Origin of the sequence: Calothrix sp. FACHB-168 (assembly GCF_963889195.1) — a bacterium.
Lineage (GTDB): Bacteria > Cyanobacteriota > Cyanobacteriia > Cyanobacteriales > Nostocaceae > Aulosira > Aulosira anomala_A.
The window spans coordinates 16,461-32,156 of sequence record NZ_CAWPNJ010000029.1; the positions used below are offsets into that span (position 1 = coordinate 16,461).

10 protein-coding genes are annotated in these 15,696 nt (G+C 40.2%); 4 read left to right on the forward strand and 6 right to left on the reverse strand.

Going from position 1 to position 15,696, the window contains the following annotated elements; translation table 11 throughout:
* Positions 1-25: 25 nt before the first annotated feature.
* Positions 26-1,561, forward strand: coding sequence for an iron uptake porin (locus AACW45_RS17880; RefSeq protein ID WP_190633894.1), 1,536 nt, complete (start codon positions 26-28; stop codon positions 1,559-1,561).
* A gap of 97 nt (positions 1,562-1,658) precedes the next feature.
* Here the strand turns inward: AACW45_RS17880 and AACW45_RS17885 are convergent, their stop codons facing one another.
* Positions 1,659-1,961, reverse strand: coding sequence for an RNA recognition motif domain-containing protein (locus tag AACW45_RS17885; protein WP_190550908.1), 303 nt, complete (start codon positions 1,959-1,961; stop codon positions 1,659-1,661).
* A gap of 306 nt (positions 1,962-2,267) precedes the next feature.
* Between AACW45_RS17885 and infC the strand changes: the two genes are divergently transcribed.
* Positions 2,268-2,735, forward strand: coding sequence for a translation initiation factor IF-3 (gene infC, locus AACW45_RS17890; protein WP_313933787.1), 468 nt, complete (start codon positions 2,268-2,270; stop codon positions 2,733-2,735).
* A gap of 174 nt (positions 2,736-2,909) precedes the next feature.
* Here the strand turns inward: infC and AACW45_RS17895 are convergent, their stop codons facing one another.
* Positions 2,910-3,782 carry a shikimate dehydrogenase gene (locus AACW45_RS17895; RefSeq protein ID WP_190633896.1) on the reverse strand — a complete coding sequence of 291 codons (873 nt, stop codon included), beginning with the start codon at positions 3,780-3,782 and terminating at the stop codon, positions 2,910-2,912.
* Positions 3,783-3,948: 166 nt separating this feature from the next.
* Positions 3,949-6,102 carry a polyphosphate kinase 1 gene (ppk1, locus tag AACW45_RS17900; RefSeq protein WP_190633898.1) on the reverse strand — a complete coding sequence of 718 codons (2,154 nt, stop codon included), beginning with the start codon at positions 6,100-6,102 and terminating at the stop codon, positions 3,949-3,951.
* Positions 6,103-6,786: 684 nt separating this feature from the next.
* Between ppk1 and AACW45_RS17905 the strand changes: the two genes are divergently transcribed.
* Complete coding sequence (locus AACW45_RS17905) at positions 6,787-7,716, forward strand: alpha/beta fold hydrolase (protein ID WP_190634018.1); 930 nt, start codon at positions 6,787-6,789, stop codon at positions 7,714-7,716.
* An 84-nt stretch (positions 7,717-7,800) separates the two neighbouring features.
* Here AACW45_RS17905 and AACW45_RS17910 read toward each other — a convergent pair whose 3' ends face one another.
* Both AACW45_RS17910 and AACW45_RS17915 read right to left on the reverse strand, forming a co-directional pair.
* Positions 7,801-8,520, reverse strand: coding sequence for a hypothetical protein (locus AACW45_RS17910; protein WP_242045715.1), 720 nt, complete (start codon positions 8,518-8,520; stop codon positions 7,801-7,803).
* A 540-nt stretch (positions 8,521-9,060) separates the two neighbouring features.
* Positions 9,061-10,020 carry an aldo/keto reductase gene (locus tag AACW45_RS17915; protein WP_190633901.1) on the reverse strand — a complete coding sequence of 320 codons (960 nt, stop codon included), beginning with the start codon at positions 10,018-10,020 and terminating at the stop codon, positions 9,061-9,063.
* Between the two features lie 489 nt (positions 10,021-10,509).
* Here AACW45_RS17915 and AACW45_RS17920 point away from each other — a divergent pair, with 489 nt between their 5' ends.
* Positions 10,510-11,100: a DUF1802 family protein gene (locus AACW45_RS17920; protein ID WP_190633903.1), complete on the forward strand. Its 591-nt coding sequence runs from the start codon at positions 10,510-10,512 to the stop codon at positions 11,098-11,100.
* Between the two features lie 545 nt (positions 11,101-11,645).
* On the opposite strand, the gene AACW45_RS17925 is transcribed toward AACW45_RS17920, so the two are convergent.
* Complete coding sequence (locus AACW45_RS17925) at positions 11,646-15,623, reverse strand: DUF2157 domain-containing protein (protein WP_190633906.1); 3,978 nt, start codon at positions 15,621-15,623, stop codon at positions 11,646-11,648.
* Positions 15,624-15,696: the final 73 nt, after the last annotated feature.

The window sequence follows — 15,696 nt, forward strand, 5'->3', positions numbered from 1 at the left end:
TTTCATAATATATTCGTAAGGTTCAATGATTTTACAAAAAGTTCACTCGATCAGTTTAATTATCGCCTTGATTTTTAGCGGTATTAATCAAGCGAAAGCCACAGATATTTATGCAGAAGGGGAGCATCATCAATTAAGTAAAATCACTTCAGTTTCTCAATTATCGAATGTTAAAGCTAATAGTTGGGCATGGCAAACACTAGCAAACTTGAGTCAAAAGTATAATTGTCCTGGGTTCGAGAATTTTGCTAACAATCAAACCCTAAGCCGTTACGAATTTGCAGCTAAATTAAATGCTTGCATTCTCCAAATCAACGAGATGTCAGCTAGTGGTAAACTCGATAAAATGAATCGAGAAGACTTAGCTATTATCCAAAAATTACAAGCTAAGTTTGCGGCTGAATTAGTAACCTTCAAGCAAAAACTCGATTTATTAGACAATAAAGTAACTGGATTGGAAGCACAGCAGTTTTCACCCAACATTAAGTTAGAAGGAGAGGTAATATTTGCTGTGACTGGAGTTGCTGGGGGGAAAAAAGCCAATAGTAACACCAAGGAAATCAATGAGAATTTAGTATTGAGCGATCGCTTTCGTCTGAGCTTAGAAACCAGTTTTACAGGAAAGGATCGCCTACAACTACGCTTACAAGGACGAAATACACCAGAATTAGCAGATGTTACCAATACTCAAATGGCTAATTTGGGATTTGATGGTGATGACGATAATGAGATAGAAATAGATGAATTAGATTATAAATTCGCCCTTGGTAAAGAAACTCGCGTCACCTTGTACGCTACAGGAGGGGGATTAGGCGATTTTGTCCCTAGTGTTAACAGTCTATTTAGCAGTAGTGGAGAAGGTTCGATTTCGACATTTGGTAAAGAAAATCCTATCCGTCGTCAAAGTGGTGGTGCTGGTATTGGTATTTCCCATAATTTTCATGATTCGCTGAATTTATCATTAGGATATATCAGCAACGATGCGGCCGATCCAGAAAGGGGACTGTTTGCTAGCCCTTATGGAGCGATCGCGCAAATTACCCTTGAACCTAGCAAAACAACTGCAATTAGCCTTACCTATACCCACTCTTATAATAATGTGGGTACGGGAACAGGTAGCGAATTAACCAGCGATCCATTTAGCGACAAAGCAGATGCAATTACGGCTAATTCCTTTGGTGCAGAAGCTGCTTGGCAACTTAATTCTACTATTACCTTAGGCGGACGAGTAGGTTTTATTCATGCCCAAGCCGAAGATTTACCAGCAACCCCAAATGCTATCATCTCTACATGGGCATTAATGTTAGCTCTCAGAGATATTGGCACAAAAGGTAGCTTTGCCGGATTTATAGTCGGTCAACCGCCAAAGGTAACTTATAATAGCTTCGGTAATGCCTTTGAAGACAAAGATACATCTTTACATTTAGAAGCTTTTTACAAGTTTAAAATCTCAGATAATGTCTCAATTACTCCAGGATTATTTGTGATTACCAATCCGGAACATAGTAATGGTAATGACGACATTTTTGTGGGTACAGTTCGGACTACATTTAGCTTTTGAGTTGAAAAAGGCTCAAGCAATTACGCCTGAGCCATGAATATATGAATTTGCTGGTATAAAAGATTAACTCAAAGAGTTAAATCTATCAAGCAAAAGCTTAATAACGGTTACGTGAGCCACCGTAATTACCACGGTTTCCACCAAAGGAACCTCTATCTTCTTTAGGTTTTGCTTTATTGACTTTGAGATCGCGTCCCATCCACTCTGCGCCATCGAGAGCTTCAATAGCAGCAGCTTCTTCTGCTTCTGAACTCATTTCTACAAAACCAAAGCCGCGTACACGGCCTGTTTCTCTATCTGTAGGTAGCTGAACGCGCTTAACAGAACCATATTCTGCAAACACGGCATTTAAGCTTTCTTCTGTAACATCATAAGAAAGATTGCCTACGTAAACTGACATAAATCGTCTCCGAAATCAAAAGTATGTAGAGATTTAAGTTTCGGAGAAAAGTTTGTAAATACCAAGAACAAAAAACCTGTAAATACTAAAAACAAACGAGGTCACCGAATTAACTCTCACTTACCACTATGGCAGTAGCTCTTGGGCTTTTGTAGAGAAGTTGCGAAAACTTGATATAACTTCATATAAACAATTAAAACCTCAGTATTGGTTACTTAGCTAAAGATTGTGTTAGATTGGCATTACTTGCGATCGCAAAGTGTTGAAAATTGAGAGGAAACCATTATCGTAGTCCAAAAGCAACTAATTAACTCGCAAATCAAGTCACCTCAAGTCTTCTTGATTGACCATGAAAATAATAATCGTGGTTTGACAGATACCAAAGAAGCTCTACAATTAGCTGAGAGCCTAGAGCTTGACTTGGTTTTAGTCTCGGAAGGTAAAGACGCTCCGGTTGCTAAAATTCTAAATTTTGGCAAGCTTCAGTATCAAAAGAAAAAGCGTCAAGGCCAAAGTGCTAGACCTACAGTCAAAGAAGTTCGGTTTCGTCCGAACGTAGGTGCAGCTGATTACAACTTACGTATCGAGCAAGCGCAGGGGTGGCTGAAAAAAGGCGATTCAGTGAAGTTTGCCATTCGGTTACGAGGTCGAGAACATCAATATCGTGAAAAAGCTATAGAATTGCTAGACCGGATTGTGAACGATCTGAGTGAAGCAGGTAAAGTACAATCCCTTGATAAGCGATCGCTGATTGCTCAAGTTATTCCTGCTTAAACTAACTACTACACCACCTGTATCTAGGTGTACATAGGTGGTGTAGGTTGATTTTTTAGTCTAAATTGCATAACTCTACTAATCAGGGCTGTCAACAGTCAACAGTCAACAGTCAACAGTCAACAGTCAACAGCCCTCACGATGGATTGTGCAACTTAAAAGCAGAGTAGCTGACTATAAACCAAGGTGATTTTGCAGCGCTTGGCGCATGACTTCTACTGGTACAGTTTCTTGCTGTAACCATATTTTTAATGCGGCTGCACCTTGTTGAACGAGCATTTCTAAACCATCGATCGCGATCGCACCTTGTTGTTGGGCTAGTTGCAAAAATTGCGTGGGTTTCGGTATATATATCAAATCGTAGGCGATAGCATCTGTTGGTAAATCTGCCATTTCCTCTACACTCACAGGCGATGCATCAACTTTGGGATACATGCCGATTGGTGTGGTATTTACCAATAAATTGGCTTGGGGGATGAGTTTGGCTAATTTATCCCATGTATGCACTTGTAAGTTTATCGCTAATGAGGAATCATGCCAACTGGCGTAAAATTCCTCTAATTTTTGTTGACTGCGCCCAACTACATGAATTTCTGCAAATCCTAGCTGATGACAACCTGCAACCACTGCTCTAGCTGCGCCACCATTACCTAAAATTACCGCCGCTTTCTGACTCCAATCTTGTTTATATGTAGTTTGCAAAGGTGCAATAAAACCTTCGATATCTGTGTTTGTTCCTACCCAAGTATTATTTTGGCGAGTGACAGTATTGACTGCACCGATTGCTTGAGCAATGGGAGTAATTTCGGATAATAAAGGCATAATTGCTTGTTTGTGGGGAATTGTGACGCTAAACCCAACCACCCCAACAGCCGCAAAACCTGCGATCGCACTTTTTAAATTTTCTGGTGCTATAGGAAAAGGTAGATAAACATAATCTAATCCCAATTGCGCGATCGCTGCATTGTGCATCACTGGTGACAGCGAATGTTCCACCGGATACCCAATCACCCCTAATAGTTTTGTTTTGCCTGTAATCTGCAACATGCTTGATTTATCAGTCAATGATTCCCACTCGGCAATTTACCATAACTTTGACATCGAAATACAAAAAGGCAGGGGGACAATTGTAGAGACGCGATTCATCGCGTCTCTGCCCAATGCCCAATGCCCACTCGCCCTGAGCGGAGCCGAAGGGATGCCCCATGCCCAATTACCTAAATGATTGCCATATCTCCATTAATATCTGTTGACTGCTGCGTTCTGGTTCATGCTTGCGGGGACGGCGTTGGATATAACTACCATCGGCTTGCAAATCCCAAGCTTGGCGATTATCTGCGAGCATAATTTCCAGAATATCTTGTAAAGTTTGGGAAATTTTGGAATCGACAACTGGTGTCACAACTTCCACACGGCGATTTAAGTTACTGGGTGTCCAATCGGCACTGCCAATGTAAACTTCATCTTGTCCATGATTATGAAAGTGAAAGAGGCGCGAATGTTCTAAGAATCTGCCAATAATACTAATTACGCGGATATTTTCGCTAATTCCTGCCAATCCTGGACGCAAACAGCAGATACCGCGAATAATCAGGTCGATTTTTACCCCTGCTTGGGATGCGGCGTAGAGGCTGGTAATAATTTGCGGATCTACCAAAGAATTCATTTTGGCAATAATTCGCCCTGTTTTACCGTTGTGACAATGTTCGATTTCCCGGCGAATTAAGGCGATAATGCGATCGCGCATATTTACAGGTGATACTAAAAGCTGCCGATAACAAGGCTGATAAGCATAGCCTGTTAAATAATTAAATAATTCTGTTAAATCTGCGCCTAAATCTTCTCGACAACTAAACAAGCCCAAATCGGTGTATAACTTTGCTGTTTGCGGATTGTAGTTACCAGTACCAATATGCACGTAACGCCGAATCTTTGCCCCTTCTCGCCTTACCACTAAAGCAATTTTGGCATGGGTTTTTAATCCTAATAAGCCATAGACTACATGAATACCAGACTTTTCTAATTTTTGCGCCCAATTAATATTATTCTCTTCATCAAATCGGGCTTTTAATTCCACAACCACAGCAACTTGTTTACCACTTTCAGCCGCAGTTATTAAAGATTGAAAAATTTCCGCATCATCACAGGAGCGATAAACGGTCATTTTAATTGCTAATACGTGGGGATCGCTAGCAGCTTGGGCAATAAATTCTTCTACTGAAGCGCTAAAAGATTCATAGGGATGATGTACTAATAAATCATTTTGCTGAATAATTGTAAAAATATTCGCGAGTTTTTCTGGTTTATTAGCTTTTGTTTTTTGGCTGGCTTGATAGCAATTATGCAGCCGAGGGGAAATGATTGGCGTCCAAGGAGAATCTTGCAGTTCTGGTAAGGCTAAATCTTTAAACCAAATTAAATCTTTTAAATTTAATATTCCATCTATTTCATAAATATCATTATCATCTATTTCCATTTCTGATAATAATATTTCTCTGACATCTGCTGGCATAGATGGTTGAATTTCTAGCCTGACTACAGAACCGCGATAAGTTCTGCCGCGTAACTCTTGCTGAATTGCTAATAATAAATCATCGGCTGCTTCTTTGGCTGCTGCTAAATCTGCTTTTCGAGTCAGGCGAAATAAATGATATTCCTGAACCGTCATCTCTGGAAATAAAGCTTCTAAGTTGTGAGCTATTACTTGTTCAATTGGTACGCCCATCCAGTGAATTTCTGACTGAGATTCTGGTTGTAAATCTTCAGGTATCTCAATAAATCTGGGTAAAATATTTGGTACTTTAACTTTGGCAAATTTTGCTTTTTCTGTCACTGGATCTCTGACAATGACTGCCAAGTTTAAACTAAGATTAGCCATACGGGGAAAGGGATGGCTGGGATCGATAACTATGGGTGTGAGAACGGGAAAAATCTGCTCAATAAATATATTTTGGAGGTAATCGCGCTGTTGTAAACTTAGGTCAGTGTAATTAAAAAGATGAATCCCATTCAAGGACATTTCTTGTCGCAGCACCTGCTCAAAATTTTGCTGCTGCTGATTTACCATCGGATGTAAAATTTGGGCGATCGCTTTTAATTGCTGTTGTGGAGTCAGCCCATCTGGAGTAAGTTTATTTAATCGCGCTTGCACTTGCTCTTTGAGAAATGCTACCCGCACCATAAAATATTCATCTAAATTGGCACTGAAGATAGCTGTAAATTTCAGCTTTTCTAATAACGGTGTACGCAGATCCAACGCTTCATGCAAAACTCGCCGATTGAATTCTAGCCAACTTAACTCTCGATTAAAGTAATACTGCGAGTCATCTAGGTTAATGGTTTTGGTTCTCTCTTCAGATTTGACCATATTAGATTGAATCTCAGATAAATTTTATTTGGAGAAAAATAGAGACGTTGGGTTTAAATATTTTTTCTGATTTGCGAAGCTGGACAGGATTAGACTTTTTTAACGCAAAGGTACGCTAATGTTAATGCATAGGCGCTTCGCCTTCCCGCAGGGTAGATACGCAGAGTTTTTCATGTGTTTGGCAAGAATTAATTGCATTTTCAATATTGAATTGGTATTGACTAAGACAATTGCCAAAGAATGGTTACTATTTTGATTATATTTACATTGGTATTAAATTGACATTAAAGTTGCTTTTTAAGATCTTCAAATTGCTGTTTATTGGTATTGAATACAATCTCGTTTTTAGGTTAATTAGTTATTAAAATTTGGTTAAAATAGCCTTAATCTTATATTTAAAACATTTATGTGATGTTTTTAACAAATCAGAAAAAATGCGGAATAACTAATATTAATAAGCTAAATATATAGCATGATTTACTAAGTAATTAATCAAGGGGTGATACCCTGACGGTGGGTGAACCCGTTGGCGATAAATGCGATCGCAAAAGCTACCCATGCCCAATGACGCCAGTTGCTACAACGGGGGGAACCGCCGCAACGCACTGGCTCCCCAATGCCCCATGCCCCATGCCCAATATACAATGTACAATTATTAAAGATACTTTACATTTCGTTATAATCATGCAGGCAATTACAGCCCCCTCTACAACCCCCATACCCGGACAGTACTGGCAATGGCGAGGGCATAAAGTTTACTATGTTAAAGCCGGAGAACAACAACTGCAACGTCCGTCTTTGCTGTTCGTGCATGGGTTTGGTGCTTCTACAGATCATTGGCGCAAGAATATCTCCGAACTGTGCCAAGATTTTCAAGTATTTGCCATTGATTTATTGGGATTTGGACGTTCAGCCAAACCTAAATTAGACTATAGCGGCGACTTGTGGCGGGATCAACTCCACGATTTTATTCAGGAAATCATTGGTGAAAAAGCAGTTTTAGTAGGTAATTCCCTTGGTGGTTATGCTTGCTTATCTGTTGCTGCACAATACCCTGAGAGTGCAGCTGGTGTAGTTTTATTAAATAGTGCAGGCCCTTTTAACGAACAACCAACAGCAGAACCAGAAGCTTTACAAACACAAATTCAGCCACCCAAACAAAAATCGGGATTACAAAAGATGCTAGGTGGTGGGGTGAAGTGGATGTTTAAGCAACGTTTATCCCAGTTTTTATTATTTCAATATGTGCGTCAACGTTGGGTAATTCGCCGAACTCTAGAAAAAGTTTATTTAGATAAAAGTGCAATCACAGATCAATTAGTTGAAGAAATTTATCGTCCGGCTTATGATGCTGGTGCATTTGATGTATTTGTCTCAGTGTTTAGTACTCCTCAAGGTGAAAAAGTTGATGTACTGCTCAAGCAATTAACTTGTCCTTTATTATTGTTATGGGGAGAAGCCGATCCTTGGATGAATGCTAAAGAACGTTCTCGCAAGTTTCGCCAATATTATCCACAATTGCAAGAACATTTTCTTTCAGCAGGGCATTGTCCTCATGATGAAATACCCTCTCGCGTCAATTCGCTGTTACGCGATTGGGTATTAGAACAATAATTTGCTTGTGGGGTGGACAAGCTTCGGGGCATGGCAGTGCCAGTGCCCCTACAATCAACGCAATCTGCTGTAGTTATTTTAAATTTATTTAGAGATATAAGATTTACTTTCTTCCTCTATTTTTTCGCTAATAATTTCAGTTCCCATATCAGGTTTATCAAGACTCACTCTCAGGAAATTTGTTTTGTCTTTGGCTGTAAATTTTTTGTCGTTATCAGAGTCTTTAATTATTTTTAGAAATAAGGCATTTTGGCTGGGAATAATTACCCAATTTTGAATTTGATGATTATTAGGAGTAACTTGAGTCAGGTTTTTACCTGACAAATCAGATATATAACCCACTATTGCATCTTCATAGTTAAGCTTTTTATCGCCGTTTGTATCTTGTTCAATGACTCGATATAACCACAGTTTTGTAGGAGGTTTCCCAACAGCTTTGGTTTCTAGAAAGTCATAAGCGTTAATAATTACTTTTTTATTGAATAAAATATGAGTTGACTGTTCTTGTTTGTGATAAAAAATAAAGTTATAGATTAAGTTATATTTTTCATAATTACGGGACAAACTATAGTTAGTATTTTTATCTGATTTCTGTTCTGTAGAAATAACTGGAATCATCAAATATTCTGATTGCTCTTTAATAATTAATTCACCGTAATTAACATTTGGTTGTGGTGTGGGCTGAATAGTATTATTTGCTTGTGTCTGTTCTATCTTTTTGGTTTCAGTTGATTCACAACTAAAAGCAGTTGTAGCGATAAAAATAGCCAGAGTAATTTTTTGCCAAAAACAATTAATCATCATCTCAATCTACCAGCCCTATATTATGTTGTCTTATTTTATGGCTGGTTGCGAAATTCGTCACAACAGTCAACAGTCAACACTAGCAGTAACTTTAACATTATTGCTGATGAAAAATGCCTTTATCAAATTCAAAAACCTGGTCAAGGGTGACCAGGTTTTCTCGAATTCACAGTTTTCAAATCGTTAAACTTGTTAAGTAATTGAAGCAATCAAAAACTAGGGTGGACATAACAACTAACAACTTCAGCATTTTTTGTTTTTCCGCTTTGGGATTTGGCTTGCCTTGATCTCCAAGACTTATGCCACTTAATCATTAATATGCTGAAACTTGCTGGGCTTACTGACGGGAGACACCTGGTCATTTGCCCTTTGGTTTTTTCTTGGTGTCCTATGAATATTAATTTAGCACTGGGATAATTAAGCAAAACACTTTGTTTACCAAAGTTGATATTTTGTTTAATTGCGTAATAGTCTCTCAAGATATGTTGACGGTTGACTGTTAACAGTTAACCGTCAACGGTATTTTGACTGGGAAGTGACTTACCAATTCCACATAACTGGGCTGTCGTCTAAGCGATCGCTTACAATGCGTCCAATAGCATCAATCTCTGCAAGTTCTGCTGGCGAAAGTTGGACTTGTGCGGCTAGGGCGTTGTCTTTGGCTTGTTGGGGATAACGCGCACCGGCGATCGCATTTGCTTGGGGTTGGGCTATTAACCAGGCTAGGGCTAACTGCGCTAAACTGGCGTTGTGTTTCTCGGCGATGGGGCGTAATTTATCTAAAGCTTGTTGAGCGCGTTCAAAGTTTTCTCCTTGAAATAACTTATTATCTGCGCGATTATCTCCCTGCTCAAATTTAGTACCGCGAGGAAATTTACCTGTTAATAATCCTTGGGCTAAGGGTGAATAAGCCAAAATAGAAATTTGATTTTCTACACAATAAGGCGTTAAATCTTTTTCTATTTGTCGCCAAAATAGGGAATAGGGCGGTTGTACGCTATCAATTCTGCCATACTGTGATGCTTCGGCTAGTTGATCGCGAGAAAAATTAGAAACTCCAATGGCGCGAATTTTACCTTGCTCTTTCAGCAAATTTAAAGCGCTCATTGTTTCCTCAATGGGGACAATTTCATTATTAAAAGAACCGGATGGCCAATGAATTTGATAAAGGTCGATATAATCAGTTTTGAGATTTTTTAACGAACGCTCACAAGCTTCTATGACTTGCTGATACTTGAGATGGTTAACAAATACTTTTGTGGCATATTCTACCTGTTCTCTGACATCGGCTAAAGCTTCAGCGACAATCTGCTCAGAATGTCCATCACCATAGACTTCAGCTGTATCAATGGTGGTAATTCCCGCCTCAAATGCAGCGCGAATTGTTTGAATTGAGTCTGCATCTTCAATTCCTACCCACATTTTTTTACCAGCTTGCCAAGTCCCCATTAAAATAGGTGTGATTTGCACAGATGATTTTCCTAGTGTTCGCTTAGACATAGTTATTTCCTCTTTCATCTCCCTGGATAGTTTTCTACTGTAGCGGTCTTAGAGAGAAAATAAATCAGAGCTTGACTAAATAGGCAAATACTTTCCTAAAGTTACTTATAATTAGTCACCATGAGCAACTTGACAGCGTTTTCACTGTCTGATAGTTTAGAATCAGTGCCGAAAACCAAGGCCAACTTCATATCTGGTTTGTAAACCAAAGTCGCGTTCATTAGTAGCCAGCCTTTAAAAAGGTCGAAGGTGATACCAAGATTCTTTAAATAGGTGGAAAATAATTTTGAACAATGGCTAAAAGCTTCAGAAAAAAATTGGACAGACCGCAAAATAGGCTCGGCTAGAGCCGAATTTACGCCTGTGGACAAGAAGGAGCCGACTCCCTTGGTGGAAGCAGGAAGCAGACCCTCTAAAGAAAACTTTAGTTGAATGGCGAAGCTTAGATAAGTTTAGCCAAGTTTTGTATAGCAGTTAAAGTAGATTTCAATGAATTTAAGCAAAAATTTTCATGCACTTAAGGAATGGGCGATCGCTATTGAGGCTTTAGAAACTGGTAAGACTATTATGTTACTGCGTAAAGGCGGTATTAAGGAACAAAATGGTCGGTTTCAAGTTGCTCATGACCAAGTTTTACTTTACCCGACATTTGAGCATCAACAACCTTTTTTACTCAAACCTGATTATGCTGATGGTGTATTTCCTGTAACATCAGGTTGGCATCCAGAGACGGTGCGCATCGGTAGTTGGGCAGAAATTACCGATATTTTACCAGTGAGTGACGAGTCAATAGTTAACAGCTTGCTTCCTTTCCACATTTGGAATGAGCATTTTATTAGCGATCGCTTAAAATGGAAACCTCGCCAACCATTATATATCCTCCTGCTGCGGACTTATAAATTAGCCCAAGTCACGGAAATTCCTTACCTAACGCAATATGGTGGTTGCAAATCTTGGATTGATTTAGCGCAAGGGATTGACGTACAGAATGCACAACCAGTATTGTCTGACTCGCGCTATCAGCAATTAGTCGGGGAAATTCGCGATATTATAGGCGATCGCAAAACTTGCAATGGATGATATAAAAACTAATAAGGGCTGTTGACTGTTGACTATATCGCAATCGCTAAAAAACGAGACTCCACCACAGGGAAACCGTCGGTGCTTCTCTTCGAGACGCTCTGCAAAAGCATTCATCCTAACCGTAAAATACCCACACTGATGCAAGCATAAAGTGTGGGCTTTCTGCTCCAATACTTGTAAAGACTCAACTCAAAGGAGGAATAGAGTCTAGAAATGTCATCAACCAACCCGAAAATTTGTTTCCGAAAATAGCCGCTATTACTCCACAAGATAAAACTAGTGCAGCTAAAACAATGATATGTAACAATTTCAACTCTATAACTGATAGCGAGATGTATTGCAGAGGGATAAGCGCCAGCACTAATCCAAATGCGATGCCTAGTAGAAATTGCTTAATTATATCAGTTGAGCTACGGTCTTTAGGACTATTATCCTTAGATATCATGTCAAAGTTCTCCTCATAGAATCTTGAACATTGAAATAATCGACGCTTTTTCTAGTAAACCGTTCCACGGGAATTAAGGCAAAAATTCAGAATTACCCTATTGCCAATGATGAAATTCATCATTAGTATTACGCAGTAAAGAACTAATCTGCGCCCGTCGGGTTTCAAAGTTAGCAGCGATAGAAATTAAGACTATCCCCACAAACAAGCCAACTACCCACTTTAAAAAAGGATAACGCAAACTGAAAATTACTAGCTGGTAAATACTAGTAAATAAAAACGCCGCCGTACCCACATAAAGAAAGGCGCGGATTCGCAAGCCTAAGCCGGCGAAAATGGCAATTAAGCTGAAAATTCCCGGTATAAGGGCGGTATCTTGATTAAAGAACATAGCCCAACCGCAAATTAAGCCACTCCCCACCATCCTTAAACTGTGGCGAGTTTCTTTACCTTCTGGTAGCCTGAGCCAAGGATCTATTTGGGCAATATACAGTAAAGATAAACCAATGACTGTGACATACCACAAACTATCATTGAGCTGTAAGTCAACGAACCAGCGACATAACGCCCAATCAATTAAGGCGATGCTGATATAGGTAAAGCGAATGTTGTTTTCTATTTTGGCGAGGAAGATATAGTAACAAGCAGCGATCGCTAAAGTTATCGGGTAAACTTTCAGGCTGGTTTCCGCTAAAATTATTAGTGGGATAATATATGCTGCGTTGCGCCAAGGTCGTCTTGACCAGCCCCAATCCTCCCAAGGTAAAATGTAGAGGAAATAAGCAAACACACAAGCGATCGCACCATTCCAAGGTAATAAAATATTACCGAAAAGATGCTCGATAATTGTCTGACGCCAATATATTCTCAGGGCGGCTACTTGTAATAAACCGATGTATACCCAAATCTCGGCGATGGTAATTTCACCCAGGATTTGAGTAGATGCGGTGATATTCCTCCCTGCAAATATTGCATACTGAACCAAGACAATCCCCGTACCCAAACCTAACAGGCGATTCACTTCGATGGGTGCAACAATTCCCGCTAATAATAAAAAACTACTCCAAGCCCAGTGCAAATGAGTGATGGCTTTTAATTGTCTGGGAGTTAAACGTAAATAATCGCCCAGCCAAGGTGATAAAATCCGGTAGGCGTACATAATACCTGTACCCAAAGTTGCCATTGCAATTAAGGCATCGCCATAAGCGCCACCTTTGGCTTGGGACATTTGGTAAAACAGCAGTTCATAAGCAGAAAGAGAAACACCAATAATTCCCAAGTACAGCAGGGGTTGGAATTTCTCGGTTCTGCGCCCTACACCAATGAAAATTAAAGCTACGCCGAGAGAACATAAGCCTGTCCAACTTTCAAAGGTATCTAGGCGTAATATCACACTTAAAACAGCGTACACCAATGGCAGAATATGCAAGCTGTTGAGGCGTACTTGATAGCGTCGTCGCCACCATTCTCCCACAACTTCGGCGCTTAAACCCAAAGCAATATTCGCGATCGCCATATTTACTGTCGAACGTCCCCAAAAGCCGAGGATTTCTGCTACCAGTAATTCCAACCCCCAGCCAATACCGTAAAACGCCCAGTTATTTGGTTCGCGCCAACTGCGATAGACAATAGCTGCTAAAGTAATGCCGATACTAGTTAAATATAAAACTCCTGATGTCTGGAATTTTTCGTAAACAGCGAGGGAATGGACTGTGAGCAAGAATAACTCTAGACTACAAAATGCGATCGCCCATTTATCGCTAGCTTTTGCATATATGGTTGCGAGTGGCTTGTTTTGCCGGATTAAAAATGCTCGCCCATACCATAAACTAAAAGTAGCGATCGCGCCTACTAAAAACCAACCTGCAACACTTAAATGGGGTAATCCGGGAATTCCTTCCCACAACAGCGTACCGATAAAACTCAGTCCAAAGCCTAGAGTAATTGCGGCTGTCAGTTCGTAGCGTAAATAACTTGTATTGAAATACATCACCGCCGTAGCTATTGCTAAAGCGATTAATCTTGTCCCTGGTAAAGGTATAGTTAGTAACTGCACCAATCCTAACGAGACAATACTCAAGGTAGTATTAACTGTGCGTTCCTGGGTATTGTTACGGCTGGCGATAGCTGTAAGAGTTAACGGCGTAACTAACCAGATAATTCCCCACTGGTGCTGACTGCGCACCTCACCATACCAAGCTGATTCGCCATTTGCCCAAAGTAAAATATAACTGGCGGCGGCTAATCCTAAACCAATCAGCAATGCACTTTCTCGCCAAATTCCCTGAGTCAGACTTAATCCTAACTCCACCACCATCAACACTAACAAAATACTCGCCCAGAATTCCCTCCCCAAAGTTGGGAATAACCAATCCACAGTCGAGCAAAGCGTCAAAACTCCCATGATGTGGGTGAGATATACCAAGGGAGAAGATTGGCTTTGTCTGGGTAAGCGGCGTTTGGTAATGCTAACTAAAGTGATGGTAGATAATAATAAATTGAGCGATCGCAATGTGGGATTTACCAAAGCGATTGTCGTTAACACAGTCCCTAAAATCAGCGTCAATCCATCACCACAGATTACCAATTGGCGCTTGTGCTGACGATAAAACAAATCTGTTAATCCCACCATTAATATTAGGTAAGGAAACAAAGCAATACTTAACAAAGCCCAAGGTACATTTTGAGAATGAGTTAATTGTGTACCAAATGCGATCGCTTGTGTTTGGATATTTGCAGGTACTAACCGCCAACCTAACCAAATCGCCTGTAAACCAATGACAAATACTGCAACGAAATCAGTCTGTAAACTATATCTTTGCAAGCGACTTCCATAAAACTGCAAAGCCAAGCCACTTACAGCAATAGCTTGCCCCGGATAGTTGAAAACTGCAACACACCAACCCAAGAATAGTACAATGCTGCCGAGTCTTTCCCAGATAATAAAGGAAGACAAGGGGGACAAGGGGGACAAGGAAGAAATTACTTCCTCTGCTTCCTCTGCTCCCTCTGCTTCCTCTGCTCCCCTGCTTCCTCTGCTCCCCTGCTCTGCTATCTCCCGTTGCGCCAACCAAGTCATTAACCAACCGCAAATACCAATGGCTAACCCCAGTTGAGTAACATCTACTTGGACAATAAAAATTGCCCGCATTAATAAAACTATCAGGGCATATACAATGATCGCAGCTGGTAAGCGAATTCCTAAACTAATCCGGCTGCTACCTTCAGTCGGTGTAGCATCTGGAGTTTTCTGCCTGCGGTAGCGATTATGATAAATAGTAATAATAGTTGTGCCAATCATTGCCAAATAAACGGCAATTAGGGGAAAATTGGGTAATTTCCAACCCCAATGTAAGAAAGATAAGCCCAGAATATTAACTAAAAGTAACTTATCAGTACGTAAATTAATTGAAAATAGACGATTACTGAACAGTAAAGCCGTCATCACTGTCAGAGTTGGAGCTGCGATCGCCACTGTGATCCAATCTAAAGGATTGTGCCACAGTTTAAAACTGTCCATTGCCCAAAAATTGACAGGTACTAACAATAAACTCACCAAAAGTAATGTTTGCGCCGTCAATCGCAAATTATTTTGTTTCGCCGCCCAAAAACCGAAGCCCCAAAAGCTTAAAGTATAAGCAAATAAAACCCCATATTGTCCCGAAGCGGGGAATTTTTCCCATTGACTCGCAGCTAGTACCCCAGAGGATACCACTACTAAAAATACACCTAAAAACAGCAACCAACGAACGCTCAATTCCTCACCCAAAGACTGCAACATAGTCGTGAGAAAATTGGGTTTTGCTGGCTTGGCTGCTGGTTCTGCATCGCGGCTAGCCGACGGTATAGAAATTGCCTGTAACATATTTACAGGTAATGGTTTCACCGGATCGACGGTTCCCGTAGTCACAGCAACCGGCACTATTCTCGGACACACAAGATATTCGCGACAAATCTGTCTAACTTGGCTATCCGATATCAAACCAAAACGCAACCATAAGTCCAGTCCTTCCAATAATTGAGGATGGTAAGATGGCAGCTTAATTTCAAATCTGAGCGGGATATCTGGTAACATAAACCGCATCTGTATAAGGATATACGTTTATCAAATCTTGTCAGCAAATATCTTGTGGTTGCTTGTGTGCCAC

What these genes read in the sequence shown, in the direction of transcription:
- AACW45_RS17880 (WP_190633894.1), top strand. Translation starts at nt 26, where the DNA reads ATGATTTTACAAAAAGTTCACTCGATCAGTTTAATTATCGCCTTGATT.
- AACW45_RS17885 (WP_190550908.1), bottom strand. Translation starts at nt 1,961, where the DNA reads ATGTCAGTTTACGTAGGCAATCTTTCTTATGATGTTACAGAAGAAAGC.
- AACW45_RS17895 (WP_190633896.1), bottom strand. Translation starts at nt 3,782, where the DNA reads ATGTTGCAGATTACAGGCAAAACAAAACTATTAGGGGTGATTGGGTAT.
- ppk1 (WP_190633898.1), bottom strand. Translation starts at nt 6,102, where the DNA reads ATGGTCAAATCTGAAGAGAGAACCAAAACCATTAACCTAGATGACTCG.
- AACW45_RS17905 (WP_190634018.1), top strand. Translation starts at nt 6,787, where the DNA reads ATGCAGGCAATTACAGCCCCCTCTACAACCCCCATACCCGGACAGTAC.
- AACW45_RS17910 (WP_242045715.1), bottom strand. Translation starts at nt 8,520, where the DNA reads ATGATGATTAATTGTTTTTGGCAAAAAATTACTCTGGCTATTTTTATC.
- AACW45_RS17915 (WP_190633901.1), bottom strand. Translation starts at nt 10,020, where the DNA reads ATGTCTAAGCGAACACTAGGAAAATCATCTGTGCAAATCACACCTATT.
- AACW45_RS17920 (WP_190633903.1), top strand. Translation starts at nt 10,510, where the DNA reads ATGAATTTAAGCAAAAATTTTCATGCACTTAAGGAATGGGCGATCGCT.
- AACW45_RS17925 (WP_190633906.1), bottom strand. Translation starts at nt 15,623, where the DNA reads ATGTTACCAGATATCCCGCTCAGATTTGAAATTAAGCTGCCATCTTAC.